Annotated in this window: 26 protein-coding genes; 11 read left to right on the plus strand and 15 right to left on the minus strand. The window is 64.5% G+C overall.

Going from position 1 to position 26,227, the window contains the following annotated elements; all coding sequences use genetic code 11:
• The first annotated feature begins 118 nt into the window (after positions 1 to 118).
• Positions 119 to 718, plus strand: a complete 600-nt coding sequence (locus ACPPVQ_RS04185) for a hypothetical protein (RefSeq protein WP_426518936.1) — start codon at positions 119 to 121, stop codon at positions 716 to 718.
• Positions 719 to 800: 82 nt separating this feature from the next.
• Here the strand turns inward: ACPPVQ_RS04185 and ACPPVQ_RS04190 are convergent, their stop codons facing one another.
• The 3 genes from ACPPVQ_RS04190 to ACPPVQ_RS04200 form a co-directional block, all read right to left on the minus strand.
• Entirely contained in the window at positions 801 to 1,148 is a 348-nt protein-coding gene (locus ACPPVQ_RS04190; RefSeq protein WP_426518938.1) for a hypothetical protein, read from the minus strand.
• Positions 1,149 to 1,338: 190 nt separating this feature from the next.
• On the minus strand, positions 1,339 to 1,503 hold the full coding sequence (locus ACPPVQ_RS04195) for a zinc transporter permease (RefSeq protein ID WP_426518940.1): 165 nt from the start codon (positions 1,501 to 1,503) through the stop codon (positions 1,339 to 1,341).
• A 165-nt stretch (positions 1,504 to 1,668) separates the two neighbouring features.
• Positions 1,669 to 2,388 (minus strand): DUF4386 domain-containing protein, encoded by a 720-nt coding sequence (locus tag ACPPVQ_RS04200; RefSeq protein ID WP_426518942.1) that lies wholly within the window; start codon positions 2,386 to 2,388, stop codon positions 1,669 to 1,671.
• A 228-nt stretch (positions 2,389 to 2,616) separates the two neighbouring features.
• Between ACPPVQ_RS04200 and ACPPVQ_RS04205 the strand changes: the two genes are divergently transcribed.
• The gene (locus ACPPVQ_RS04205) at positions 2,617 to 3,240 is read left to right on the plus strand and encodes a TetR/AcrR family transcriptional regulator C-terminal domain-containing protein (protein WP_426518944.1); all 624 of its coding nucleotides are present in this window, start codon (positions 2,617 to 2,619) and stop codon (positions 3,238 to 3,240) included.
• 407 nt (positions 3,241 to 3,647) lie between these two features.
• Here ACPPVQ_RS04205 and ACPPVQ_RS04210 read toward each other — a convergent pair whose 3' ends face one another.
• From ACPPVQ_RS04210 to ACPPVQ_RS04225, 4 genes are all read right to left on the minus strand, one after another.
• Complete coding sequence (locus tag ACPPVQ_RS04210) at positions 3,648 to 4,808, minus strand: MFS transporter (protein ID WP_426518946.1); 1,161 nt, start codon at positions 4,806 to 4,808, stop codon at positions 3,648 to 3,650.
• Between the two features lie 149 nt (positions 4,809 to 4,957).
• Positions 4,958 to 6,439, minus strand: a complete 1,482-nt coding sequence (locus ACPPVQ_RS04215) for an NAD-dependent succinate-semialdehyde dehydrogenase (protein ID WP_426518948.1) — start codon at positions 6,437 to 6,439, stop codon at positions 4,958 to 4,960.
• Positions 6,440 to 6,457: 18 nt separating this feature from the next.
• Positions 6,458 to 7,702: a M24 family metallopeptidase gene (locus ACPPVQ_RS04220; protein WP_426518950.1), complete on the minus strand. Its 1,245-nt coding sequence runs from the start codon at positions 7,700 to 7,702 to the stop codon at positions 6,458 to 6,460.
• Positions 7,695 to 8,642, minus strand: coding sequence for an NAD(P)-dependent oxidoreductase (locus tag ACPPVQ_RS04225; RefSeq protein WP_426518952.1), 948 nt, complete (start codon positions 8,640 to 8,642; stop codon positions 7,695 to 7,697). The genes ACPPVQ_RS04220 and ACPPVQ_RS04225 overlap by 8 nt, the downstream gene beginning before the upstream one ends.
• 129 nt (positions 8,643 to 8,771) lie before the next feature.
• On the opposite strand from ACPPVQ_RS04225, the gene ACPPVQ_RS04230 reads away from it, so the two are divergent.
• The 6 genes from ACPPVQ_RS04230 to ACPPVQ_RS04255 all read left to right on the plus strand — a co-directional run bounded on the left by ACPPVQ_RS04230 (position 8,772) and on the right by ACPPVQ_RS04255 (position 14,680).
• Complete coding sequence (locus ACPPVQ_RS04230) at positions 8,772 to 9,785, plus strand: LacI family DNA-binding transcriptional regulator (RefSeq protein WP_426518953.1); 1,014 nt, start codon at positions 8,772 to 8,774, stop codon at positions 9,783 to 9,785.
• Between the two features lie 151 nt (positions 9,786 to 9,936).
• Positions 9,937 to 11,184 carry an amino acid ABC transporter substrate-binding protein gene (locus ACPPVQ_RS04235; protein ID WP_426518955.1) on the plus strand — a complete coding sequence of 416 codons (1,248 nt, stop codon included), beginning with the start codon at positions 9,937 to 9,939 and terminating at the stop codon, positions 11,182 to 11,184.
• A 14-nt stretch (positions 11,185 to 11,198) separates the two neighbouring features.
• A complete protein-coding gene (locus ACPPVQ_RS04240) occupies positions 11,199 to 12,077 on the plus strand; it encodes a branched-chain amino acid ABC transporter permease (protein ID WP_426518957.1) in 879 nt (292 codons plus the stop codon).
• A complete protein-coding gene (locus ACPPVQ_RS04245) occupies positions 12,074 to 13,183 on the plus strand; it encodes a branched-chain amino acid ABC transporter permease (RefSeq protein ID WP_426518959.1) in 1,110 nt (369 codons plus the stop codon). The genes ACPPVQ_RS04240 and ACPPVQ_RS04245 overlap by 4 nt, the downstream gene beginning before the upstream one ends.
• Entirely contained in the window at positions 13,180 to 13,914 is a 735-nt protein-coding gene (locus ACPPVQ_RS04250; protein WP_426518961.1) for an ABC transporter ATP-binding protein, read from the plus strand. The genes ACPPVQ_RS04245 and ACPPVQ_RS04250 overlap by 4 nt, the downstream gene beginning before the upstream one ends.
• Complete coding sequence (locus ACPPVQ_RS04255; RefSeq protein WP_426518963.1) at positions 13,907 to 14,680, plus strand: ABC transporter ATP-binding protein; 774 nt, start codon at positions 13,907 to 13,909, stop codon at positions 14,678 to 14,680. Before ACPPVQ_RS04250 ends, ACPPVQ_RS04255 begins: the two co-directional genes overlap by 8 nt.
• A 3-nt stretch (positions 14,681 to 14,683) precedes the next feature.
• On the opposite strand, the gene ACPPVQ_RS04260 is transcribed toward ACPPVQ_RS04255, so the two are convergent.
• Both ACPPVQ_RS04260 and ACPPVQ_RS04265 read right to left on the minus strand, forming a co-directional pair.
• Positions 14,684 to 15,373, minus strand: a complete 690-nt coding sequence (locus tag ACPPVQ_RS04260) for a GntR family transcriptional regulator (protein WP_426518965.1) — start codon at positions 15,371 to 15,373, stop codon at positions 14,684 to 14,686.
• A 34-nt stretch (positions 15,374 to 15,407) separates the two neighbouring features.
• Positions 15,408 to 15,941: a VOC family protein gene (locus ACPPVQ_RS04265; protein WP_426518967.1), complete on the minus strand. Its 534-nt coding sequence runs from the start codon at positions 15,939 to 15,941 to the stop codon at positions 15,408 to 15,410.
• Positions 15,942 to 16,062: 121 nt separating this feature from the next.
• Between ACPPVQ_RS04265 and ACPPVQ_RS04270 the strand changes: the two genes are divergently transcribed.
• Both ACPPVQ_RS04270 and ACPPVQ_RS04275 read left to right on the plus strand, forming a co-directional pair.
• Positions 16,063 to 18,249, plus strand: coding sequence for an alpha-ketoacid dehydrogenase subunit alpha/beta (locus tag ACPPVQ_RS04270; protein ID WP_426518969.1), 2,187 nt, complete (start codon positions 16,063 to 16,065; stop codon positions 18,247 to 18,249).
• Positions 18,250 to 18,269: 20 nt separating this feature from the next.
• Positions 18,270 to 19,541, plus strand: coding sequence for a dihydrolipoamide acetyltransferase family protein (locus tag ACPPVQ_RS04275; RefSeq protein ID WP_426518971.1), 1,272 nt, complete (start codon positions 18,270 to 18,272; stop codon positions 19,539 to 19,541).
• A 177-nt stretch (positions 19,542 to 19,718) separates the two neighbouring features.
• On the opposite strand, the gene ACPPVQ_RS04280 is transcribed toward ACPPVQ_RS04275, so the two are convergent.
• From ACPPVQ_RS04280 to ACPPVQ_RS04290, 3 genes are all read right to left on the minus strand, one after another.
• Entirely contained in the window at positions 19,719 to 20,705 is a 987-nt protein-coding gene (locus ACPPVQ_RS04280) for an NAD(P)-dependent alcohol dehydrogenase (RefSeq protein WP_426518973.1), read from the minus strand.
• 13 nt (positions 20,706 to 20,718) lie between these two features.
• Entirely contained in the window at positions 20,719 to 21,057 is a 339-nt protein-coding gene (locus tag ACPPVQ_RS04285; protein WP_426518975.1) for an antibiotic biosynthesis monooxygenase family protein, read from the minus strand.
• Between the two features lie 270 nt (positions 21,058 to 21,327).
• A complete protein-coding gene (locus ACPPVQ_RS04290) occupies positions 21,328 to 22,338 on the minus strand; it encodes a CorA family divalent cation transporter (RefSeq protein ID WP_426518976.1) in 1,011 nt (336 codons plus the stop codon).
• Positions 22,339 to 22,504: 166 nt separating this feature from the next.
• On the opposite strand from ACPPVQ_RS04290, the gene ACPPVQ_RS04295 reads away from it, so the two are divergent.
• On the plus strand, positions 22,505 to 22,978 hold the full coding sequence (locus tag ACPPVQ_RS04295) for a DUF308 domain-containing protein (protein ID WP_426518977.1): 474 nt from the start codon (positions 22,505 to 22,507) through the stop codon (positions 22,976 to 22,978).
• A 206-nt stretch (positions 22,979 to 23,184) separates the two neighbouring features.
• On the opposite strand, the gene ACPPVQ_RS04300 is transcribed toward ACPPVQ_RS04295, so the two are convergent.
• The 3 genes from ACPPVQ_RS04300 to ACPPVQ_RS04310 form a co-directional block, all read right to left on the minus strand.
• The gene (locus ACPPVQ_RS04300) at positions 23,185 to 24,330 is read right to left on the minus strand and encodes an ROK family transcriptional regulator (protein ID WP_426518979.1); all 1,146 of its coding nucleotides are present in this window, start codon (positions 24,328 to 24,330) and stop codon (positions 23,185 to 23,187) included.
• 68 nt (positions 24,331 to 24,398) lie between these two features.
• Positions 24,399 to 25,265, minus strand: coding sequence for a carbohydrate ABC transporter permease (locus ACPPVQ_RS04305; RefSeq protein ID WP_426518981.1), 867 nt, complete (start codon positions 25,263 to 25,265; stop codon positions 24,399 to 24,401).
• Positions 25,262 to 26,227, minus strand: a complete 966-nt coding sequence (locus ACPPVQ_RS04310) for a carbohydrate ABC transporter permease (RefSeq protein WP_426518983.1) — start codon at positions 26,225 to 26,227, stop codon at positions 25,262 to 25,264. The genes ACPPVQ_RS04305 and ACPPVQ_RS04310 overlap by 4 nt, the downstream gene beginning before the upstream one ends.

The following is a 26,227-nucleotide window of genomic DNA, read 5'->3' on the forward strand; positions in this document are numbered from 1 at the left end:
GGTCGTGAGCCGTGATCTTCGTCGGCGGATTATGGTCGGACCACGCGTTTCCGAAGACATCGCATCCCGGGTTCGTCGGCGCAGCTACCGTGGTGTCATGACAGGGAGCCGAAGCGGGATGGTCGCAGCGGTGGTTGTCGTCGTCGCCGCCGTGATACTGGTGACAATAGATGCAGTGAACAGCGATTTTCGCGAGTGGTGGGTAGCCCACGCGTTCACGACGTCGATTGTCGGGGGACTTCTCGTGTTGGCATTGACACTTCTTGTCGTCAATCAGATTCTGAACTTTCGCCAAGTTCGGTCTCGGGCGCAGGCGACGGCAGCTCAGGCCGCGATTCTCCTGAATCAGGCCCGCCGTGCCACTGACGCGGTTCACGCCGCGCTTCAGAAGAGTTCAGATCGAGATGCCGCATCCGATGAAGTTCGCACCTATATGACGATGGTTTTCATCGGGGCACCAGTGTTGATCGGTACCTCCGTTCCTCGTGCTTTCCTGGAGCAGGCTCAATGGCTCGGTGCCCTCTTGGGCCGCGCTCTGAATCCGGCGATGCAAGGGGTAACGCCGGCGGAAATCTTTGGGGCGCTTGAGGAACTCAAGACCCTGGCGAACCCGCTCTTGCAAAAACTGAGCCACTCGGAGCGCAATGCAGTCGGTGCGGGGCAAAGTTCAGCCCCGGATGGTGCCGAAGCCACTACAGCGCCGAACGCAGATCATTGATCGGATGCTGGGCGCCGGTTGACTCCGCCAGGCCAGAAGCTGAGGATGACTGGGCGCTGCACGCGGCACGCCGTCCCGCGGTTTAGGACCAGATGTATTCTTCGGCGATGGCACCGTCGACCCACTTGGCCATGGTGACCATTCGGCCGCCGCCTTCGAACTCACCGATGACGCAGGTCCAGTCGCCGGAGCCGAACTTGATCGGATGGGCGATGATCTGCGGAGGCTTCCCACCGGCCGACTCGACGTAGGCCTTCATCGCGTCGATGTGTTCCTGAATGCCGTGGGTGGGGGGTTGGCCCTTCCAGTCCACGAGCACGTCGTCCGTGTGGTGGGCGGCGAAGACTCCATTCCAGTCCGCGCCGTTCCAGCCCTGGAAGTCGAGGTCGTCCATTCCCTGGAGGTTGCCCTCCACTGTGTCGTCAGCCATGATCTGCTTCTTTCGTCGGTGGATTAAGCTTCCCGGCCGGCGTCGGGAAGAGCGGACGTTGCCGTGGGCGTCGGTGGCCGAACCGCCGAAACGCACGGAGAGCTCCTGGCGCCGCCGGTAGTCGCACAGACGTGCGTGCGCACACGAGTCTTGCGAGACTTCCAGAATCGTCGGCTACGACTTCAGGGCATCAGGCCTGGTGCTCGTCGTAATGGTCATCGTGCCGAGCGTGCCGGTGCCCGTCGTGGAGATAGTCCACATGATCGCCGTGCTGGACAGTGTCGTGACCGCAGCCGGGGCCGTGTTCGTGCTCGGCGACCGTGTGGTGCGTCTCGTGCTGGGGGTTGTCGGTCATGGTGTCTTCTTCCTCGACCCGGATGGTCCGAGCCTAAGCTCGCCGTCTCGCAGTGTCTACAGACAGCAAGAGTGGACAGCCGAGGGTCCGATGCTCCCGTTTGCAACTGCTCGGTGGTGCGCCGCAGTCGGGCGGCCCGAACTGGCACCGCCCGACTTGGATCGCTCAAGCGAGAGCCAGGGCCCTCTCATCCTGCTTGGCGGGCTTGGGGATCCGCACTCCGAAGATGACGAGGAACAGCACCATGCTGATCTCCGCGATTGCGGGCACAATGCCCAGGAATCCATGGATTTCGGTGGAGAGGCCGGGCAGCAGGAACGCGACGAAGAGGTCGACGAGGTAGACGCCAGCGGCCACCATCAGGGTGATGCCGAGCGGCTTGGGGAACCAGCCTGATTTATATGCCAGATACCCGAGTGGTGCCAGCCAGAGTCCGAAGAAGATCTGTGCGACGAAGATTCCGTAGTGCTGCACATCGAGGAGGACCAGGATCAGCGCATTCGTCCCCGACGTTCCGAGCGAGGATGTGTCGACGGCGCCGGTTGCAACGCGAAGGCCCTCAAATTCGAAGACGGCATTGAGGCAAGTAATCGCAACGGCGAGTAGAACGAAGACGACCATCGCTCGCGCGACGTTCTTGTTCACCTGTTTGAGGAGCACATACAGGGTCAAGGCGAGGAGGACGAAGAATGTCTGATCCAGCAGGTCGGACACCACACCGAGACGTGCGAGACCAGGATTCGCGGTGACATTCGCCGCAGTGGCCGCCGCGTTACCGGCAACGTACAGCTTGGGGTAGACGAAACCTTCGGCGAAGCCGCCAAAGATTCCGACCAGCAGGTAGAGCAGGCCCGCAATTCTCGCGAGACGTTTTGGCGACTTCATGGTCGTGCTTCTTTCGTTTGTGGTGAGCACGAAATGTGCTTACGGTGTAAGTGTGAACTTACGTTGTAAGTAAGTCAAGAGGATGGCGAAAATATTACGTACACTGTAAGTAAGACGCCGCTAGTCATCAGCCACGGAAGGATCGGATCAATGGGTGGACAGACCAGTCCCAGGGCAGGACGCCGGGTCGCGTTGACACGAGACCGGGTCCTGCGGTCGGCGATAGCCATGGCCGATCGCGACGGGCTGGAACTGCTCACGATGCGCAAGCTCGGGCAGAAGGTCGGTGTCGAGGCGATGTCCCTCTACAACCACGTTGCGAACAAGGAGGACCTTGTCGATGGCATGATCGACCTGGTCTTCGGCGAGATCGATCTACCGGCGAGAGGCGCCGCATGGATGCCGGCCATGCGCCAGCGGGCGATCTCGTTGCGCGCGGTTCTGTCGCGTCATCGCTGGGCCGTAGGACTCATGGAGTCACGGACCAACCCAGGACCGGCGAACCTGCGGCATCACGATGCCGTCCTCGGCAATCTTCGGGCGGCCGGCTTCTCTGTCGAGGCCGCGGCACATGTCTATTCATTGCTGGACAGCTACATCTACGGATTCGCGCAGACGCAGATGAGCCTGCCGTTCGACGCGGCCGAAGAGATCGTCGCGATGGGCAAGGAGATGCTGCAGCAATTCCCAGTCGACGAATACCCCAACCTCGCAGAAATGATCGAGCACGCGATGAAACCGGGTTATGACCACTCAGGCGAGTTCGAATTCGGCCTCGACCTCATGCTTAACACCATCGAGAGCGCCTTCCACGGTGTCGGCGATCCTGAACTACCTGTCGACGCTGTCTGATGAGCCCGGCGAACTCCTTGCGCGTAACGGGCGCCCAGCTGGCGCCGTCCGCGAAGGCGCCGTGAATGAGCACAACCGTGGGGGCAGTTGACATGAGTCTGGCCTTTCATAGTGACCAGTGATCAATGACGGGAGATGTGCGGTTGGCACTCGACTGGCCAACTTGTGCCAACCGCTTCTGTGATTTTCTTTGGCCTTAAGAGTGCCGCCCGGCACTCGCGTTCGCCGTCATGCCAATCGGCCCTGCAGTGAGTCGCGGCGCACGAGCCAGAGGGCGGTGACGCCCGCCACCGCGGCGGCGATGGCCCAGGCGAGGGACGTTCCCGACAGCAGTTCGATGCTGGCGGAGGACGCGACGACGACGAGGAGTGCTGTGCCGAGCGCGGTGCCGATCTGGGCGCCGGTGTTCAGGATGCCCGAGGCGCTGCCTGCGAGGTCTCGGGAACGTTCGTTCCGATCGACGTCGCCGCAACTGACGAGAGCCCGATGCCGAAGCCGGCCAGTCCGGTTCCGACGGCGATTCCCCACCACGTACCGTAGCTGAGCACGAGCACCAGGTTGCCGCCCGCGATTACGCCGAGCCCGCTGATGGCGAGCCGGCGGGAGTCGAGCCAGCGCGACAGCGGCCTGACGAGAGTCGACCCGGCGGTCGCGGCCACGCTCAACGCCATGAGGGTCAGCCCGGCGGCGATGGGGGAGGCGCCCAGTTGGTTCTGCAGGAACAGTGTCGCGAGCACCGCGGACGAGCTGGTCGTTGCCGTGTTGACGAACGAGACCGTGGTGCCGATGCGGATGTTCGAAGAACGAAAGGCGTCGAGGGGGATGAGCGGGTCGGCGGCCTGTCGTTGGCGGAACACGAAGCCGACGCCGAGCACCACGCCGGTGGCGATGGCCGCGACTCCTGGGCCGCGGGTCGCCTCGGATGCGAGCAGGGAGCATCCGAGAACGATCGCCATCAGTGAGCCGATCAGCAGAATCGCGCCGGCGATGTCGAGCGGCTCTCGCGTGCGTTGAGGCGGCAGCGCGGGCACGAGCGCCATTATGCCGACCGCGAGCACGACACCGACGGGGCCGTTGACCCAGAACACGGCCTGCCAGCCGAGCACCTGAGCCAGCACCCCGCCCACCAGAAAGCCGGACGCGCCTGCCGCGGCGCCGACCGCGCTCCACGCGGCGAGAGCAGATGTTCGGTGCCGCCCTTCGGGAGCCGCGTGCACCAGCAGACGCAATGCCGACGGCACGCACAACGCTGCCGCCGCACCCTGCGCGGCCCGCGCCACGAGCACCTGCACCAAGCCGGTCGCAGTGCCGCCGACGACCGAGACCAGAGCGAACGCCACGATGCCGATCAGGAGGATGCGCCGGTGTCCGTAGCGATCGCCGAGGCGTGCCCCGAGAATGAGGAGGCCACCGAAGAACATCGCGTACATGGTCGCGATCGGCCCGGCAGCCGACCGGTCGAGATGGAGCCCGTCGATAATCGCGGGGATGGCCGTGGTCGCGCTCGTTACTCCGAGCACGTCGACGAACTGCACGAGGCAGAGAATCGTCACGATCCAGCGGCGCATGGCGACCACACTAGGCTCGACCGCCGACACCACGGTCGACGGCCGAACCGGCTTCATTACCGGAGCGCGTTCCTGCTCGCTTCGAACCGCATCCGAGTCGAGGGCGACGCTTATTCAGCTGGTGCGTCCCGTTCGGCGCTCACGCGAACTCACCAGCTCACGGCGATGTACTGCGATTCCGTGAACTCGAGCATTCCCTCATGCCCTCCCTCGCGGCCGAGCCCGCTCTGTTTGAATCCGCCGAACGGGGCCGCGGGATCGGAGACAACCCCCCGGTTGAGCCCCACCATTCCGGTCTCGAGGCGTTCGCTCACGTTCAGCCCGCGTGACAGATCGGATGTGTAGACGTAGGAGACCAGCCCGTATTCCGTGCGGTTTGCAAGTTCGATGGCCTCATCATCCGTTTCGAAGGTGACGATCGGCGCCACCGGACCGAAGATCTCCTCGGTGAGGATTGGCGACGTCGGGATCACATCGACGAGCACGGTCGGAGGGTAGAAATAGCCGGCTCCGTCGTCGGCCGTTCCGCCGGTCAGGACGGTCGCACCGGCGTCGCGTGCCGCAGACACCAGGCTGTCGACCTTGCGCCTCGCGTCATCGTTGATGAGCGGACCCAGGTCCACTTTCTCGCCGAGTCCGTCGCCCACCCGAAGGGCCTGCATCCTCGCCGCAAGCCGACGACCGAACTCGTCGGCGACCGATGAGTGAACATAGAAACGGTTGGCCGCAGTGCATGCTTCGCCACCATTGCGCATCTTCGCGATCATCGCGCCGTCGACGGCATCGTCGAGGTCGGCATCATCGAAAACGAGGAAGGGCGCATTTCCGCCCAGTTCCATGCTGCAGTTGACGACGGTGCGGGCGGCATTCTCGAGGAGGACCCTGCCCACTTCCGTCGAGCCGGTGAACGACAACTTGCGCACGGCCGGGTCGTCGAGCATCGCTGAGACGATGGCGCCCGACTGCCGGGAGGGAGTGACGTTGACGACGCCGGCCGGCACACCCGCCTGGGTCAGGATCTCGCCGATCGCAAGGGCCGTGAGAGGGGTGTCGCTCGCCGGCTTGAGGATGACCGTGCAGCCGGCGGCGAGCGCCGGGGCGATCTTTCGTGTCGCCATGGCGGCAGGGAAGTTCCAGGGTGTGACCAGGACGCTCACTCCGATCGGGTGATGACTCACCACGATGCGGTTCTTGTTGATGGGCGATGTCTGCACCGAGCCGATCAGCCGTACGGCCTCTTCGGAGTACCAGCGGAAGAACTCTGCGGCGTACGCCACCTCTCCGCGGGCATCCGGGAGTGCCTTGCCGTTCTCGAGGACGATCAGCTGGGCGAGCTCTTCTGAGCGCTCGCACATGAGTTCGAACGCCTTGCGAAGGATCTCAGCCTTTGCGCGCGGTGTCACCGCCTTCCAGACGGGCAAGGCGCGTTCGGCCGCCCGGACCGCCTCGAGACCGTCAGCGACGCTCGCGCTTGCCACGCTCGCAATCCGTTGGCCGGTTGCAGGGTTGGCGACATCGAAGCGATGACCGCCGGCGGCAGGTCGGTGCTCACCGTCGATGAAGAGCTCGTGCGAGAACCACGTGGTCAGTTCGGCGGTGCGGTCACTGCGGTGGGCATGTCGGATCAGCATGGATGCAACTTCCTGAGGTCAGTACTGGTTGGCGATGAAGAGTTCTTGGGCGGGGAAGCGGGTGAGCACGTGTACTCCGTTCTCGGCGACCACGATCTCCTCCTCGATGCGCGCTGCCGAGAAGCCGTCGGATGCAGGGCAATACGTCTCGAGCGCGAACACCATGCCTGCCTTGATCTCGACGGGGTTGTCGAGACTGTTGAGGCGGGAGATGATGGGTCGCTCGTGGAGGCCCAGCCCCAGCCCGTGACCGAACTGAAGGCCGAACGCGGCCAGCTCGTCGGCGAAACCGAAATCGGTGGCCTTGGGCCAGACACGGGCGATGTCGTCGGTGCCGACACCGGCCTTGACCACGTCGATCGCCGCATCCATCCATTCGCGTGCCTTCTTGTAGGCGTCGCGCTGGCTGTTCGTCGCACTGCCCACCGCGAAAGTGCGGTAGTAGCACGTGCGGTAGCCGTTGAACGAGTGGATGATGTCGAAGAACGCCTGGTCGCCCGGCCTGATGATGCGGTCGGTGAAGTTGTGCGGGTGGGGGTTGCACCGGTCACCTGAGATCGCGTTGACCGCTTCGACCTGGTCGGAGCCGAGTTCGTAGAGCCGCTTGTTGGCGAGGGCGACGATCTCGTTCTCCCGGATGCCAGGCTTGAGCACGTCGACGATGTCCTGGTAGACGCCGTCGACCATGGCTGCGGCCTGGTTGAGGAGCATGATCTCATCGATCGACTTGATCACACGGGCGTCGAGCATGAGCTGCTGAGCGTCGACGACTCTCAGTCCCTGCCTCTGCATCTCGAAGAGGAAGGGTGGCTCGACGATGTCGACTCCGACAGGCAGGTCGGCAACGCCCGCCTCGACCAGGAGTGCCTTGATCTCGCGCACGGCCGACTCCATGAGCCCAGCCGACGGCGCGACGGCTCCGCGCATCCCGAGCATGCCCGGATGGTTGTTCTCGGGCTTCAGCCACGGGGAGTAGAGCTGGTGGTGGCGCACGGCGGAGCCGAAGTCCCACAGCATCGGTTCGCCGTCGCGGGTCAGGAGGGCATAGCGGGTCATCTTGTCGCCGAGCGCCCCGCCGATCCACGTCTGGGTGGTGTAGCGGATGTTGTAGAAGTCGAAGAGCAGGAACGCGCCGCACTCGCTTGACTCGAGAGATCGCTTGGCACGGTCGAGGCGGTAGGCGCGCAGCCGATCCATATCGACGCGCATCTCGTAGTCGACGTTAGAGTGGCCGGGCGCATGAAGCGGCACGAGGTTACTCATGACGGCCCACTTCGAGTCCGCTTTTGACCGGCACGTTCTCGGGGACCAGTTTCATGCCCGCGCCCCTGGCCACCTCGAGGAGGAGCACGGCGAAGTCGTCTTCGGTGTGACCGGCGCCGATCGCGGATGCGACGAGCTGGGCGGTCGCTGCGGCGATCGGCATGGGCACCTTGAGTTCGTGTGCTGCCGACAGGCCCAGGTCGAAGTCTTTTGCCAGGAGGGGCATGGTGAAAGTCGGGGTGAAGTCGAGGTTGACGATAGCGGGGGACTTGTAGCGGGTGAACGTCGAACCCATGACGGAGTCGTTGAGGAATTCGAGGAAGGCGTGGCGTGACACTCCGCCGCGTTCGGCGAGAGCGGTGATCTCGACGAGCGACTGGGTGACGACCCCGAGGAACACGTTGTGGGCGATCTTGACGAGGCGCGCCACTTCGCCTTCTCCGACGTAGGTGGCGTTTCGGCCGATCGCGGTGAGCACCGGGTAGGCGCGGTCGAACGTTGCGCGCGGACCGGAGGCGGCGATGGTGAGCTTTCCCGCGGCGATGACCGCCGGGTTGCCGCTCACCGGAGAGGCGAGGAACTCGGTTCGGCGTTCGGTAGCGTGTGCACGGATCTTGGCCGACACGTTCATCGACACGGTCGATGAGTCGATCAGGATGCGGGGCGAGTCGGTGTCCGATGTCAAGAGTCCGTTTTCGCCGACGGTGACGGCCTCGAGGTCTTTCGGTGCGGACACCATGGTGAAGACGATGTCGCGGTCGGCGAGGTCGACCGGGCGGGATGCGGCCGTGGCGCCCTTCTCGAGGAGGGGCACGATCTTCGAGGGCGTGCGGTTGTACACGGTAACGTCGTAGCCCGCGCCCAGCAGGCGGCTCGCCATTTCGAGTCCCATGCGCCCGGTGCCGATCCACCCGATAGTCGGTCTTGTGGATGAATCCATAGTGTCTCCTCAGTGAGATTGGTACCGCAATCGATTGCAGCTTCTGCGCAATTATTGCCATGGATCTCCCGGGTGTCAACCCTGCGGGTGTCGGCGCAGAACGCGCGGATGTCGCGCTATGTTTGAGCCATGTCCAGGCGTGCGACTATCGCAGACGTGGCCCGTCTTGCCGGTGTTCACCCCGGGACGGTCTCGCGGGCGCTCAACGCGCGCACCGAGAACCAGGTCAACGCCGAGACGATCCGGCGCGTCCGCGCTGCCGCCCGGCAACTGGGCTACACCCCGAACTCGATCGCGCGGGGTCTGCGCACGAGTTCGTCGATGACGATGGGTGTCATCATCCCCGACCTCACCAACCCGATCTTCCCGCCGATCGTTCGGGGTATCGAGAGCTACCTCACCCCGCGGGGATACTCGGCCCTGGTCGTCAACACCGACGGAAGCGATGCGACGGAACAGCTCGTGTTCGAGTCGTTGATCCAACGCCAGGTCGACGGTCTGATATTCGCGACCGGTCATGAGGGGCATGCGACGGCGCGCGAAGCGTACGAACTCGGCGTGAAGGCGGTGATGGTGAACCGGGAGTCCGGCTCGACCCCTTATCCCGTGGCCGTAGGCGACGACGCGCAGGGAATACGGGCAGCGCTCGTCCATCTCGCCGAGCTCGGCCATCGCCGCGTCGCGCACCTCGCCGGCCCGGCCGCCCTCTCGACGAGCCAGGTTCGCCGGGACGCCTTCGTCGCCTCCTGCGCGTCGCTCGGCCTCGACGGGGTGGTCCACGAGATGGCCGCATACTCGGTCGATGAGGGCCAGCGAGGGATGGACCGGATCATCGAATCGCACGGGACTCTGCCGACCGCGGTCGTCGCAGGCAACGACCTTCTTGCGCTCGGGGTCTATCACTCGTTGCGCAGGAACGGCCTTCGCTGCCCGGAGGACGTCTCGGTGGTCGGTTTCAACGACATGCCTTTCGCCGGCGATTTCGAGCCGGCCATGACGACGGTTCGTGTTCCGCACTTCGAGCTCGGCGTCGAGGCGGCGCGTCTCCTGTGTGAAGAGATCGAGTCGTCGGTCGTCACGGCGATCAAAGTGGTTCTGCCCGTCGAGCTCGTCGTGCGAGCCTCCACGGGTCCGGCCCACTGACCGGCTTCCGACTTCGACAGATTCGCTTGACACACTTTCGATCTCATGCAAATGTATTGCAAACGATTGCGGTATCGTGGGCGTCGACGTGGTTGTCCCCCATGAATGCCAGCACTTCGTCAGCAATTGCCATGTCCTGTTAGGAGCAAAGATGCAACTACGAATCCGCACCCCGAGGAGTCGCCCGAAAAGGCTCCTCGCCATCGCCGGCATCACTGCCGCAACAATCGTCCTGGCCGGGTGCAGCAGCGGCACGGCAGCTCCGTCGTCGACATCTCCGCTGAAGATCGGCATCTCCCTTTCGCTCACCGGCGACTTCTCCGACTCGGGCAAAGCAGCCGAGCGGGGTTACGAGCTCTGGGCGGACCAGGCGAACAAGGCCGGCGGGGTGCTCGGACGCAAGGTTCAGCTGACCATCCATGACGACGCATCCAGCCCCGACCAGGTCGTGAGCAACTACACGAACCTGATCACCCAGGACAAGGTCGACCTCGTCTTCGGCCCGTACTCCAGCCTTCTCACGGTGCCGGCCTCGCGTGTCGCGAGCCGCTACCACTACGCGTTCATCGAGTCGGCGGGTGGCGGACCCTCGGTCTTCGCCCAGAAGCTCAACAACCTGTTCTTCGTGCAGCCCGCTCCGACCACCCAGGGCGGCGACGTGTTCGCCGATTACATCCTGGCGCTGCCGTCTGCGGATCGCCCCAAGACCGCCGCGTACGCGAAACTGGACGACCCGTTCTCGGCGCCGATCGCGGACAACATCAGGAAGCGGTTCGAGGCGGCAGGGATCAAGACGGTCTACAACCAGACCTATCCGGCCGAGACGGCCGACATGACGCCGATCGTCTCGGGCATCGCGGCTGCCAACCCCGACGTCGTCGTGGGTGGCACCCAGGAAGCCGATGCGTTCGCCCAGATGAAGGCGATGATCCAGCTCAAGTTCAACCCGAAGTGGCTGTTCGAGGCGAACGGCGCGAACTCCCCGGGCGATTTTCCGGCCGCAGTCGGCGCATCCAACACCGAAGGCGTGTTCTCGAGTGCGGACTGGTACGCGGACTCGACCAACCCGGCGAGCAAGAAGTTCATCGCCGACTACGTCGCCAAGTACGGCGGCACGGCCCAGAAGATCGATCCCACCTCGGCAGAGGCCTACTCGGCGGGAATGCTCGTCCAGGCGGTCGCGGCCAAGACAGGCAAGATCGACAACGCCACGATCATCAAGACCCTCCATTCGGGAACCTGGTCGACGCTCGTCGGTGACCTGAAATGGGACCGGAACGGAGCGCCGCAGGGCGCCTACCAGCTGATCCAGTGGATCAACGGAACGCTCACCACCGTCTACCCGGCCAAGGGTGCACAGCACGCGCCGGTCGCCCCCAAGCCCAACTGGGCCGGCTAGGAGTTCGACGAAACATGCACGCACTGATACAGGCGATCGTCCTCGGAATCCTCACGGGAGGTGTGTACGCCTTGATGGCCAGCGGTCAGACTTTGATCTTCGGAATCATGAAGGTGGTCAACCTCGCGCAGGGAGCGCTGGTGGTACTCGGCGCTTACCTCACCTACACGCTGTTCACGACGATCGGCATGGACCCGTTCGTCTCGATCCTGGTCACGACGCCGATCCTCTTCCTGGTCGGCATCGGGATCCAGTGGGCGCTGCTGCGGCCGCTGCACGGGGATGATGTCGCGCAGCTCTCGCTGCTCGTCACCTTCGCTGTCGCGCTCGCCGTCGAAGGGGTGCTGTCGTTCTCGTACGGCGCCACCCTGACGAATGTGCAGCCGACCTACGCGAACTCGAGCTGGACGGTGCTCACCTACCAGGTGAGTTCCGTCCGGCTGGTCGCCTTCATCCTGTCGCTGGTGATGCTGGGGCTGCTCTACCTGCTTCTCCAGCGCACCAAGTTCGGCCGGTCAGTGCGGGCGACCGTGCAGAACCCCATGTCGGCGCAACTTCTGGGCGTGAGCTCGAAGCGGGTGTCGGCGATCGGCTTCGGTATCGGATCGGCCACGGCAGCGGCGGGAGGCGCGGTGTTCGGAATGCTGAACTCGTTCAACCCGGGCAGCCACTACGACCTCATCAGCCGGCTGCTCACCATCGTGGTCCTGGGTGGGCTGGGGAGTATCGGCGGATCAGTGATCGCCGCCCTGGTCATGGGTGTCGCCTCTTCCGTGGTCTCCGCCCTCGCCTCACCGATCTGGTCGGACTTCACGTTCTTCATCGTCCTGCTGCTCGTGCTGCTGCTGAGACCGCGCGGGCTGTTCGGTGCGAAGACACGAGGTGCACTGTGAAGCGCGCAATCACCCGCGCGGGGGTCCTCCGCGCCAGTGTGTTCTTCGCCATCCTGATCGTCATCCCGCTCGCGGGTGGCCCGGTCTGGCTGCTGAACCTCCTGATCTTCACCGTGATGTACGCGGCGTTGTCCAGCTCCTGGAACATCCTCGGCGGGTACGCCGGGTACCCGTCGCTGGGACACGTCGCCTTCTTCGGGATCGGTGCGTACACGATCGGCATCCTGTTCTCGAACGACGTCGGCAACGGATACCTTCCGTTCGTCGTCCTCCCTGTGGTCGGTGTCGCCGTGGCCCTGTTCAGCCTTCCGATCGGATGGATCGCGATGCGGACGCGAACGGACGTGTTCGCGATCGTCACCATCACCATCCTGTTCATCGCGCAGACGCTGGCCTTCAACCTCACCAGTGTGACCGGTGGCGCCCAGGGTAAGAGCGTCGCACCGGCGCCCTTCGCCGTTGACACGTACGACTGGCCCTTCTATTTTGCGATGGTCGCTCTTCTCGCGGTTGCGATGGGAATCTCGTTCTACATCAGCCGGTCGAAGATCGGGCTGTCTCTCGCCACAGTGCGAGCGGATGAGGACAAAGCGCACGGTGTCGGTGTGCGGGTCACCGCAGTCAAGATGATCGCGTTCGCCGTGAGCTGCGGACTCGTCGCCATGGTCGGCGGTGTGTGGGCGTACTACGTCGGCTTCATCTACCCGCAGTTCGCGATCGACCCGTTGATCACGATCGGCATGGTGCTGATGGCGTTCCTCGGTGGTCGCGGCACACTCTGGGGCCCCGTGCTCGGAGCGTTCATCCTGGTGCCGGCGCAGGAACTCTTCGCGCAGTCCTTCGGCGCGAGTGAGCTCTACCTGCTCGCGTACGCGGCAGTGTTCCTGGTGATCATGCTCTTCCTACCTCGCGGGATCATCCCCTCGGTGCGCGAACGGTTGAACAAGAAGCGCGCGGCAGCTGCGGGAGCGGCACGCGATGCGGCAGCGCTCGCAGAACGACCGGCATCGAGCGACAACGTGGACGCACGTGCTGCCACGGTGCCCGCATCAGCATCCGCGTCATCCACATCCGCATCCGAAGTGAAAGCGACGGTGACACGATGAGCCGGGCACTCCTCGAGATCGAACAACTGAAGAAATCGTTTGGCGGTGTGACCGCGGTCGACGCCTGCTCGTTCGAGGTTCAGGAGGGCACGATAACGGCCCTCATCGGACCGAACGGCTCAGGCAAGACCACGGCCTTCAACATGATCACCGGCTACCTCAAAGCGGACTCCGGCACGATCCGGTTCCGTGGTGAAGCTGTGGAGCGGCCTCGTCCAGCAGGCCTCTACCGCCGAGGACTCTCCCGCACATTCCAGCAGGCGCGGATCTTTCCCGAGCTCACCGTTCAGGAGAATCTGGTCGTAGCGGCCGGCTACTCGTGGCGTCAGCTCTTCGGGCGCCGCGTCTCGTCGGAAGATGCCCAGCGGTCGAAGGCCATGCTCACCGAGTTCCGTCTCGATCAGCTCTCGGATCTCGTCGCTGCCGACCTCTCGTACGGTCAGCGCAAGCTCCTCGAGTTCGCGGCGGTGCTGATGAGCAACCCGAGGCTCGTACTCCTCGACGAACCGACAGCCGGTGTCAACCCGGTGATGATCGACGCGATGGAAAGGCACATCCGCGAGCGCAACGCCGCCGGCGTGACCTTCCTCATCGTCGAGCACGACATGCAGTTGGTGATGCGGCTCTGCGACCCGGTGATCGTCCTCGACCAGGGCGCGCGGATCGCATTCGGGTCACCCGAACAGATCCAATCCGATCCACGAGTCCTGGAGGCGTACCTCGGTGGCTGAGACAACAGTTGCTCCCTTGCTGGAGCTGAGTGGGCTGACGGCCGGCTACGGCGCGGGCCTCATCCTCAAAGGCGTGAACCTCTCGGTGGCCAGCGGTGAGATCGTCTGCCTCATCGGGCCGAACGGTGCGGGAAAGTCGACCGTGCTCAAAACTGTGAGCGGGCTGCTGCGACCGAAGGGCGGCACGGTGACGTTCAAAGGGGAGAGTATCGGACGGCTGACCCCGAAAGAGCGCCTCACCCGCGGAATCGTGCATGTGCCCCAAGACCGCAGTCTCTTTCCGGCGATGTCCGTCTGGGAGAACGTGGTAATGGGCGCGTTCATCCTCTCCGACCGTGAACTCGTGAGGCAACGGGCGGAGGAGGTTGCAGAACTGTTCCCCATCGTCGCGCGGCGCAGGTCGGCATCCGCAGGATCGCTCTCGGGCGGCGAGCAGAAGCAGGTCGAGCTTGCTCGATCCCTCATGCTCGACCCGGCCCTCATCCTGCTCGACGAACCGTCGATCGGTCTCGACCCCAAGTCGAGGACGTCGGTCTTCGCAAGTATCGCCGCGCTCGCCGAAAGCGGGCGAACGGTGCTCCTCGTCGAACAGAATGCCCGGTCCGGCCTGGCGGTCGCCCATCGTGCTGCCGTGCTCGAGGCGGGGGTCGTGGCGCTGACCGGCACCGGCGAAGGACTACTCAACGATCCTGAGGTCGCGCGGCTCTACCTGGGTGCGAGCGCCCACAGCGTCGCGGTCTCCGAGACGCTGGCCGAGGCTATCTGAGGCTCAGCGCGCGCGGGCGTCTGCGGCTTCGGGCTGCTGGAACAGTTCGGGATGTTTCAGCAGTTCGAGCCGCGTGCGTCGGATATGGCCGAAGAGCACTCGCTCCGCATCGTCGAGGTCACCCCGACGCAGCGCTGCCACGAGGAGCTGGTGCTCGTAGTGGACCGCCCTGCCGGCGTCAGGCCCGATCAGCAGCGTGAACGCACGGCGGTAATGCTGGGTGGAGTTCCAGAGCCTTTGCACCGTTTCGCCGAGGATCGCGGTCTTCGCGGCGCCATACGAGAGGAGGTGGAACTCGCGATCGAGCCTGAGGAAGGTTTCTACATCGGTGCCGGCCTGCATCCGGTCGGCGAGGGCCCCGAGGCGCCCGATGGTCTCGTCGTCGAGATGTTCGGCGCTGTAGCGGAGCAGGAGCGGCTCGATCCGCTCGCGGATCTGGTACACCTCCTGGCATTCGTCGAGGCTCAGGTGCGCGACCCACGCCCCGGTATTGGCAACGAGTGTGACGAGGCCGTCGGATTCGAGGATGCGGAGGGCGTCGCGCACGGGAAGCCGGCTCGCTCCGAACTCCTCTGCGAGGTCTTCCTGGCGGATGCGGGCGCCGGGCGCGTAGACACCCCTCAGGATGGCGTCGCGCAGCGAATCCGCGATGCGCGTGCCCGCAGCACCGTCACGACTCGTCGTGGATGTCATCGTTCCCATTCCGTTCACCGCCGTCCGGGTCTCGTCACTCTGCCGGCTGCGCCGGATGCCACAGTTTAACAGTGGCGTGTTTCTCGTAGGCCTTGCCGTTCGGGTAGCTGACCAACTCGAACTGCATTCCCCACGGGCTCCGGAAGTAGACCCATCGCTGGCCTTCGTTGTGGCTCGAGCTCGAGGTCGGCTCGCCCATGATCTCGACGCCGCGTTCGCGCAGATAGTCGATGGCGAGCTCGAAGTCGTCGACGTAGAACGCGAGGTGATGCCCACCGATGTCGCTGTTCAACGGCTGACTCGCCGCGGGTTCTGCGGGCTCGTAGGCGAAGACCTCGAAGGTGGGGCCGTTCTTGCAGCGGAAGAACCGATTCTGTCGCATCACCGTGCGCGGGTGCACGCCGAGATGATCGCTCATCCAGTTGTCGTCCGGGTGGGCGAACGGGCCGAGCGAGAAGAGGTATTCGCAGCCGATGATGTCGACGAAGAACGTCGTCGCCTCGTCGAGATCGGGAACCGTGAACCCGATGTGGTCGGTGCCGCGAAGGCCGGGGATTCCGTTGGGCATGGAGCGCTCCTTGGGGTTCGTTTCACTCAATTGGATACAAAATAGCGCAATAGAGACGGTTTACGGCTGATCTGGCCGAGAATCGCTTGCGATTGGATGCAATCGTGACTACGATCGGTGCATGCCGAAACGACGTCGTTTGGAACCCGGATCACCGTGGATCGAACTCAGCACCACCGCACAGGACTGGAAAGACGCCGATCCGTCGCTCCTGGCGACAATGCTCGGCCAGCTGCACCTCATCCGGGCCTTCGAAGAGGCGGTTCTCGAACTCGCCGGTGAGGGCATGGTGCACGGACCCGCCCACTCCAGCGTCGGGCAGGAAGGCGGTGCGGTCGGTTCGATCGTCGGCCTCAGCTCAGCGGATGCGGTCAACGGCTCCCACCGCGGGCACCACCAGTTCCTCGCCAAAGCCATCAACCATGTCACCGGCGGCACCCTCTCGCTCACCTCGCTCGTCGATGACAGCGTGCAGTCCGTGCTCCAGCGAACGCTCGCCGAGATCCTCGGGCTCGCCCAGGGTTACTGCCGTGGGCGAGGCGGTTCGATGCACCTGCAGTGGTTCGAGGCGGGCGCACTCGGGACCAACGCCATCGTCGGTGGCGGGGTGCCGCTGGCGGCCGGCAACGCCTGGGCACAGAAGAACGCCGGGACGAGCGACATCACCGTGTCGTACTTCGGTGACGGGGCGACCAACATCGGCTCGGTCCTGGAGACCATGAATCTCGCCTCGGCGTGGAAGCTGCCCCTCACGTTCTTCATCGAGAACAACCTGTACGCGGTGTCCACCAGCGTCGCTGAGGCGACCGGCGAACCGAGGCTCTCAGCGCGTGCACTCGGGTTCAACATCCCCTCGTGGCGGGTCGACGGGATGGATCCCCTCGCAGTGCATCTCGCGATGAAAGAAGCTGAGGCGGTCATGCGGTCGGGTGCGGGGCCCGCGGTCGTGGAAGCAGAGGTGTATCGGTTCTTCCACCAGAACGGCTCGTTCCCCGGTAGTGCATTCGGCTATCGAACAAAAGAGGAAGAGGCCTCGTGGCGAGCCAGGGACCCGCTCGACCGGGTCGCCGCTGAGATGAAGAAGCTCGGCCTCGTCGATGCTGCAGGCGTGGCCGAGGTGCGCACGCAGGCTCAAGCCGCCATGACCCGGGCCGTCGAGCAGTTGGTCGAAGCCGACCCGGACAACCCGGGCAAGCGGCGCATCCGCCCAGGCCTCTGGCCGAACGTCGACTTCGTGAACGTCGGAGTTCGGGGCGACGGCACCGAGCTGTCGGCAGCCAGGCCTCTGGAGCCCACCACCTTCACCGGTGCGAACGATACGAAGAAATTCATCGACACCGTCGCCGCGGTGATGGATCGTCGTATGAGTTCGGACGACCGCATCGTCATCCTGGGTGAAGATGTGCACCGCCTCAACGGCGGCACCAACGGGGCGACGAAAGGGCTCGTGGCGAAGTTCGCGGGCAGGGTGCTCGGAACTCCGATCAGCGAGAACGCCTTTGCGGGACTCGGCGGGGGGATCGCCCTCGACGGCCGATTCCGTCCCGTCATCGAATTCATGTACCCCGACTTCATGTGGGTGGCCGCGGACCAGCTCTTCAACCAGATCGGCAAAGCGCGTCACATGTTCGGCGGCGAAAACCCCGTTCCGCTGGTCCTGCGCACCAAAGTGGCCATGGGTTCCGGCTACGGCTCGCAGCACCTGATGGATCCTGCAGGCATCTTCGTCACCAGCCCCGGCTGGCGGATCGTCGCTCCCTCGTGCCCCGCCGATTACATCGGACTGATGAACAGTGCACTGACGCTCGACGACCCCGTGCTCGTCATCGAACATGTCGACCTCTACGCACAATCCGGTGAGGTTCCTGCGGGTGACCTCGACTATGTCATCCCGGTGGGTTCCGCGGCAGTGCGGCGCGAAGGAAACGACCTCACCGTCATCAGCTACCTGTCGATGGTCGGCCACAGTCTCGAGGCGATCGAGCGCGTCGGAGTCGACGCCGAACTCATCGATCTGCGCTGGCTCGATCGTGCATCCCTCGACTGGGAGACCATCGGTGCGAGCATCCGCAAAACCAACAACGTGCTGATCGTCGAGCAGGGTTCCCAGGGCACCTCGTACGGGGGCTGGCTGGCGGATGAGATCCAGCGTCGCTACTTCGACTGGCTGGACCAGCCGATCCAGCGGGTCACAGGAGCCGAGGCGAGTCCGAGCATCTCCCGGGTACTGGAGCGCGCCGCCATTGCCCGGACCGAAGAAGTCGTCGCCGGCCTCGAGCTCGCGCTCGCCAACCGAGGGGGTGCGTAGTCATGGCGACCATTCTCAGAATGCCCGAAGTACTGGCGAACGCGACCGAAGCGGTCGTCGCAGCGTGGACGATCGAACCGGGCACCGCCTTCACTGTCGGCCAGACCATCGCCGAGATCGAGACGGAGAAGGCGCTCGTAGACCTGCCCGCAGAGCAGGACGGCATCCTGGGGCGCATCATCGCGTTGCCCGGCGATGCAACACGGGTCGGTGCCCCGATCGCGGTCCTCGTCACCCTCGGCGAGACAGACGCAGAGATCGATGCGGCGCTCGGTTTGTCGGGTTCGGGTTCGGTCCCGCCTGTTGCAGAGGTGCCGAGCACAGCTCCGGTCACGTCGGCACCGGCAGCGCAGGCGACAGTAATGCCGGCCAGATTGTTCGCCAGCCCGCTCGCGCGGCGCCTGGCACGGGAGAACGGAGTCGATCTCACGGGCGTGCGCCCCAGCGGCCCAGGAGGGCGGATCGTCAGGGCGGATGTGGAGGCGGCACTCGTGGCGATTCAGCCGGGCAGCGTCTCGGCGTCGCCGGTCGGCGTTCGCGAGGACGCGCCGGCGGTCTCGGCGGAACCCGCTGCACTCCCGGTGGCCCCGCCGGCCGCGTCGGATGCGCCCGGCGGATACCTGGCGATTCCGCACACCGGAATGCGGCGCGCGATCGCGCGGCGCTTGACCGAAAGCAAGTCGACCGTTCCGCACTTCTACCTCACGGCGGACTGCCGGGTGGACGAACTCATCGCCTTGCGAAGTCGGATCAACGCAACGTCGTCGGTCAAGGTCTCGCTGAACGACTTCGTCGTCAAGGCCGCGGCACGCGCTTTCGCGGAGGTTCCGGAGTCGAACGTGACGTGGACGGATACGCACCTTCGGCAGTGGGAGTCGGTCGACATCGCGGTGGCAGTGGCGACCGAGGGCGGTCTCCTCACCCCTGTCGTCAGGGGCGTCCAGGATCTCGGTCTCGGGGCACTCAGCGGCCGCATCGCCGAGCTCGTGCAGCGGGCCAGGGACGGTCGTCTGCGGCAGGACGAACTCGAAGGCGGAAGCTTCGCCGTCACCAACCTGGGCATGTACGGAGTGACCGATTTCTCCGCCATCCTCAACCCGCCGCAGTCAGGCATCCTCGCCGTCGGTGCGGCAAAGCAGGTCCCCGTCGTAATCGAGGGAGAACTCGCCGTCGCGAACGTGATGCGGTGCACCCTGTCCGTCGACCATCGCGCGCTCGATGGCGTGCTGGCCGCCCGTTGGCTCTCCGCGTTCGTCGCCGCCATCGAGAGTCCGCTCTCGATCCTGGTCTGACATGGTCCCCGCATACACAGCGGCCTGGCTGATCGTCACCGTCACCATAGTGGTGATGGTGACGGCCTTCGTGGTCGATCATGTCAAGCGGCGTCCGTGACGGGTGTGAGTGCGAAGCCGAGGTGTCCGCATCGGTCGGCACGTGGCTGTTCAGTGAACGAACGACGAACAAGGTCGTCACCCGCTCGTGCGCAGACCCCTCGGAGGCATCACGGTGATGACGACGTTGCCGACCTTGCGGCCGGTCTCGACATACCGGTAGGCCTCGACGATCTGGTCGAGGGAGTAGCGCCTGTCGATCACAGGGCGGAACGCTCCGGACGCGATCCGGTCCCGCAGGTATTCGACGATCTCTTGGTTCTCGATCGGTAGCGGGAGCATCACCCGTCGACCACGGCCCAACCGCGTGAACAGGGGCAGATAGATGTTCTGGGCTCGCGGGCCAAGATCGGTCGTCAGGTAGAGCCCACGGGGGCTGAGCACCCGGCGGCATCGACGGATCGAGCTCTTCCCTACCGCATCAAAGACCACGTCGTACTGATCTTCGCCTTCCGTGAAGTCCACGGCGTCACGGTCGATGACCCGATCAGCGCCAAGCCCTCGCACGAGATCGACGTGCGCGCTCCCGCAGACCGCGGTCACCCGAGCACCCAGGTCGACCAGAAGCTGCACGGCGGCGCTCCCGATCGCGCCTGTCGCGCCGTTGACAAGCACGTCCTGGCCATCGTGGATGCCCGCCTTCCGGATGACCGACAGGGCATAGTGCGCGCCCTCGGTTCCCGGCACAATGTCCTCGAACGAGATGCCGGCGGGGACCGGGGCGATCATCCCGTCCTGCGGGATCGACACCAGTTCGGCGTGAGCCCCGAAGCGTCGGCTGTATCCGAATACCCGATCACCGACGGAGAACCGGGTCGCACCCGGCCCGACCGACTCCACGACCCCTGCGAACTCGTTGCCGAGGATCGACGTCCGCGGCCGGAGAAGCCCGATCACCGGCCGAATGAAGAAGGGTTTCGCCGCCCGGAAACCGCAATCGGTCCGGTTGACCGTCGTTGCATGAACCTCGACCCGCACCTCGCCCGCACCCACCGGTGGAGCAGGTACCTCGACCAGGTGCACGACCTCCGGCGGTCCATATCTGGTCCGCACCGCAGCACGCATAGTGTGATCCCCCTCAGACGTCGACCTCAAGGACCGTCGGCACGTGCTCAAGCCCGAGACCACTGTCTCCGTATGTGCTGATGACCTCGGCAATGACGACTCGGTGAGCGCCGATCCAGCGTTCATGCTGCCTCTTGGCCTCACGGTGGGTATCCATCCCGATCAGCTGATGCAACGCCTCGAGGGTCTCCCAGTAGTAAACCTCGGAGTACAGGCCGCTCTCTTCATTGGTCCACTCCTCTTCCCCAAGGAAGCCAGGGATCTGTCGTGCGCGTTCAGCGATCTCGTCGTTCAGGCGGTGAAAGTCCGCGTCGTACGGCTTCGCGTGGAAAATGAAAGTGGACGTGTACATGATTCCTCCTCGACGCATGGACTCTTGGTCGGCGGAACCGCGATGCGTTCAGGATCGCCGGAATTCGACTCCATGTTACGTCGGCTGCGGCCACGGACCAGGCCGAACAACTCACCGCCGATCTCACAACCATCATCGGCGCCTCATCCGCGCGACTGACGTCATGAGCTGCTTCGCCAGCTCGGCGAGGTTCTGCTCCAGGTCGTCTTCGGCCGCCGATGCCCGATCGATTCGAACAGGCGTTCTTCGTTCCGGGCCAGGCAACGCAGCTCAGAACCAGTGCCGCCGCTTGAGCGCGTAAAGCGCCCACAACTCCAGGGCGATGATCGCCCCCGTGATCAGAACCCACCCGTATGCCCAGTCAGTTGCCGGGAGATTCTTGAAGTTCATCCCGTACAGCCCGGCGACCACCGCGGGAATCGCAAGGAGGGCGGCGAACGCCGAGATCGTCCTCGAGTCACTGTTCTGCTGTGACGCGACTGCGTTCTCGTGGGTGGAGATGACGCTGTCGAGCGCCGCCTCCTGGTCGCTCGTCAGACGGGCTGTGCTGGCGAGATCTGCGATGAGGTCTGAGATGTATGGAGCCAGTCCAGGATGCCGGAGCGTGTATTCGGCGAGTCTTTCCCGGGCGTTCTCGAACGCCACGGCCAGTCCAGTGACGGCCCGGTCGACCCTGCCGATCCTGCGACGCAGTCGGTAGATACGGAGGGCGTCGTCCTTCTGTTCCTCATCGAAGACCTGGTCTTCCACCTGTTCGAGTTCGTCCTCGATCTCGCGGCTGATGACGAGGTAGCCGCGCACGGCGGCCGAGACCAGTGCGTGAACGGCGCCGAGGGTACCAAACGCCAGAACAGCAGGGTCGGCGCGATCGAGCGCCCTCACGGCGTCGGATGTGCCATCGTCGTCGCCGCGCCCGACGGTGAGGAGCAGGCCCGGCCGGGCGAAGATGTACAGCTCCGACATCGACGGCTCGCGGTCGGTCGCTACCGGGTGCAGAACCCGGAGCGCGACGAAGAGACGGTCGTCGAACCATTGCACCTTGGGTTGCTGTCGCCCGGAAACGATGTCTTCCACGGCCAGTGGATGCAGTCCGACGGCTTCTGTGGCGGCCTTCAGGTGCGCAGGCTCGTTGTCGATGAGCTCGATCCAGACGAAAGTGCCGTCATCGGCGCTTCGCGCATCCGTTTCATCCTCGGTCACCAGTGACTCCCGTTCGGTGAACGTTCCGTCGCTGTCGTAGATACGGATGCGCGCCTGCCCTCCAGCGCTCGTGAGCTGCATGACGCGATTCTGACTGAACGAGGCCGCCTCCGCCAGAGTCTGTGCGCTGGATCGCCGGGAATGTCCGCGGCCACAATCTGACGGCCCCAATGGTGTTCGGCGCTCCATTGCCCTGCTCGGACGGCCGCGCCAGAATCGGGCTCACGTCGAGGGAATCAGAGCCATCATGTCCATGAGCACGCAGGGCCTACTCGCCGACGCCGCGAAGAGACTCGGCGGCGCCTGGTGGTTTTTGCTCATCGCCGGAATCATCTGGATCATCATCGGTTTCGTCGTGCTGCGCTTCGACCGGAGCACCGTCTACGTCGTGTCGATCGTCTTCGGAGTGATGCTGCTCCTGGCGGCTTTCGGCGAGATCTTTCGCGCTTTCATCATCGGTGGAGGGTGGCGCATCTGGCACGTCATCTTCGCGGCCCTGCTGGTCGCCGCAGCGGTGATCGCCTTCGTGAACCCTGGAGCCACTTTCGAATCGCTCGCCATCGTCGCCGGTTTCTATTTCGTCTTCATCGGCATCTACGACGTGGCCACCAGTCTCTTCACGAGCGCACTGATTCCGACCTGGTGGCTCCAGCTGCTCGGGGTTATGCGGCGTCTTGAAGCACCACGGTCTGGTTTGAGTGTTCGAACCTGGCTTGGGTGAGGCGCCCGAGGAAGGCGTGCCGGCGGCGCCGGTTGTAGCGGTCTTGGATGGGGTTACGCCACTCAGCGACGTCAAGCGGCTTGCCTCGGATATGGCCGCAGATCAGGCGACCAAGGGGCAGTTTGATCGTGCCAGTAACGCAACAGGATGTCGCGGACGTCGCCGGGGTCTCCCGTCGAACATCGTCCATCAGCTCAGCGAGCGAGTCACGCGAACTGGTGGTTCACGGCTTCCGCGGAGTACAGGGCGTCAGTGACGATCCGCGCCATTCCCACCAGCCCAGCATCGGATCCGAGTTCGCCGAGCCGCACCTCCAGGTTGCGCGTGGCTCGGGGGAGCGAGCGGAGATAGAGCGTCTCCCGTAGTCCGGCGATCAGGGAGCTCGATGCGAGATCGCCGCTGACGACGAGGACGCCGGGATTGATCATTGATACGACGGTCGCCATGACCTCTCCGATGCGCCGGCCGGCGTCGTGCGTGAGACCGAGCGCTTCAACGTTGCCGGCTTTCAGGAGCCGGGCGACATCCCTTCCGGATCGCGCGGGTACGCCGTTCTCGCTCAAGTGCTGTGCGACGGCGCGCCCGCTCGCTACGGCAGCGAGGCAGCCGCGGGAGCCGCACTGGCAGATCGCTTCTTCACCCTCGATCCTGATGTGGCCGATGTCGCCGGCTCCGCCGTCGATTCCGTGGTAGACCGATCCGCCAATGATCAGGCCGGAGCCGATACCGGTCGAAACCTTCACTAGGCAGACCGAGGTGCTCGAGGCGAAGTTGGTGGACTGCTCTCCGAACGCCATCGCGTCGGCGTCGTTCTCGACGAAGGTCGGCACGGGGATGAAGTCGGCCAGGTGGTCGACGATGGGGTAGGCGTCCCATCCGGGCATGATGGGCGGTTGCGCGGGACGTCGGGTCGTGGGATCGACGGGCCCCGGAACAGAGATCCCTGCACCGACGACCGGACGGCCGCCGGATTGCGCATCCACGAGCCGGAGCATCGACGCGGCGAGCGCATCCAAGACGACCTTGGGTCCGTCGCTTACGGCGACATCCACGGTGTCGCGGGCGATGATCCGGCCGCTCAGGTCGGTGAGCGCCACGGAGGAGTGCGCCGTCTCAACCGTCGCGACGGCGAGGACGGAACGCTCGATGTCGAACTCCAGCTGATCCGGTCTGCGGCCTCCAGTCGCACCTCCGCCCCCAGCGCGGTCGGTGACGAGCCCGGCGTCGATGAGGGCGTCGACCCGCTGGGCGACGGTGAGTCTCGAGAGGCCGGTTTGGTGCTGGATGTCGCGTCGCGTGTTCGCGGTCGAACGACGGATGAGCTGCAGTACGTCTCCGGGACCTGAACTCATCAGCCGCCTTTCCGCCGGGGCCACCCATTCGCGCAGTCCCATCGTAGGAGATGCCGGCTCTGCCGAACTCATCCCTTGTCCGCTCCGCTGGTGAGCCCCTCGGTGAGCGACCGCTCGGTCAGCCCGTAGAGCACGATGATCGGGATGGTGAGGAGGACGGAACCGGCCATGAGTACGGTCTTCGACACCTCGATACCGTTTGACAGCTGTGACAGCCCGAGCGACACGGTCCACAGGTCGCGGTCCGCGGCCAGGAAGAGCAGCGCGAAAAGGAACTCGTTCCACGCGATCATGAAGACATACAGGCCGGTGGAGATGATCGACGGCATCGCCAGGGGAATGGTGATCTTCCAGAGGATTCGCAGCCGGCCGGCGCCGTCCACCATCGCGGCCTCCTCGACGCTCTGAGGAATCGAACGCAGGTAGGACCGCAGCATGTGAATGGAGACCGGGATCGTCTGCGCGATGTACACGATGACGAGGCCGACCAGGGACTCCCGGATGCCGAGCGCCGAGAAGCCGACGAAGAGGGGGATCGCGATGATGATCACCGGGAAGAGGTAGACGGCGAGGAACAGGGCGCTGATCTGGCGCCGGCCGAAGAACTTGAGGCGTGAGATGGCATACGATCCGGGGATAGCGACCAGCAGGGTGATCGCGGCGCACGCAATGGCCACGATCGCCGAATTCATCATGAATTGGGCGAAACCCTGGCCTCCGTCGTCTTGGGATTTGAGAACATTCGCATACGTCTGCAGCGTGAAGTTCTCGATGGGGATCCAGAGCCGGTCCGGATGCAGGAGCACCTGCTCGATGGGAACGAAGCTCAGTTCGACCATGTAATAGAAGGGGAACGCCGTCGCTACCACCAGCACGGCGATGAGTATCCACCGGAGTGTGCCGAAGGTGCGCTTCTGGACAACGATGCGGCTCATTCGTCGTCTCCCTTTCCTGCGAAGAACTTGACGTAGATGAAGAGGAAGACGCCGAGGATCGCCGAGAGCACGAAGGCGTTCGCCGCGGCACCGCCGATGTCGAAGCTGCCGATGAGGGTGTTGTAGACGCGCACCGCTGAGACCTCGGTGCCGGCTGCGCCGCCGGTCAGCAGGTAGACGTCGTCGAATTTGTTGAAGGTCATGATGAGTCGGAGAACCGACAGCAGTGAGATGACAGGGAGCAGTTGCGGGAGAACGATGTAGCGGAAGTTCTGCCACGGCGTGACGCCGTCGACGAGTGCGGCCTCCTCGATGTCCCCAGGGAGCGCGACAAGCCGTGCGGTGATGAAGAGGAATGCGAACGGGAAGTAGCGCCAGATCTCGAACATGATGACCGTGATGAGGGCGTACGGGGCCTGGCCGAGGAAGTCGATCGGGTGCTCCCACCCGAACCATTCCTTGCCGAGGGTGTTGACGATGCCGAACTGGGAGTTCAGCATGATCTGCCAGACGAAGGTTACGGCTACGACAGGTGCCACGTAGGGGAGGAGCATGAGGGAACGCGCCACTCCGCGGCCCTTGAACGGTGCGCGAAAAGCGAGTGCGGCACCGAGACCGACGGCGATCGATCCGGCCGTGGAGAATACCGAGTAGACGATGGTCGTCCACAGTGAGCTCCAGAATCCGGGGTCGGTGAAGACGGCGATGAAGTTGTCGAGCGTGAGCGGACTGAAGAGGCCGTGTTCGGCGATCGACGTGAAATCCGTCTGCTGGAACGAAAGGATCAGGTTCCAGATGACGGGGATGATGATGATCGCAATGATGATGATGGTCGTTGGAAGGACCATCACCAGGCCGGCGCGGTTGTCGCGGCTTGCCAGGCTGGATCGGCGGGGGCGGCTGGGGCGGCCCCCGGTGGGGGCCGCCTTCGTCGCTTCAGGGGGTGGTGCGAGCTGAGTCAT

Origin of the sequence: Leifsonia sp. McL0618, assembly GCF_049994905.1 — a bacterium.
Lineage (GTDB): Bacteria > Actinomycetota > Actinomycetes > Actinomycetales > Microbacteriaceae > Diaminobutyricibacter.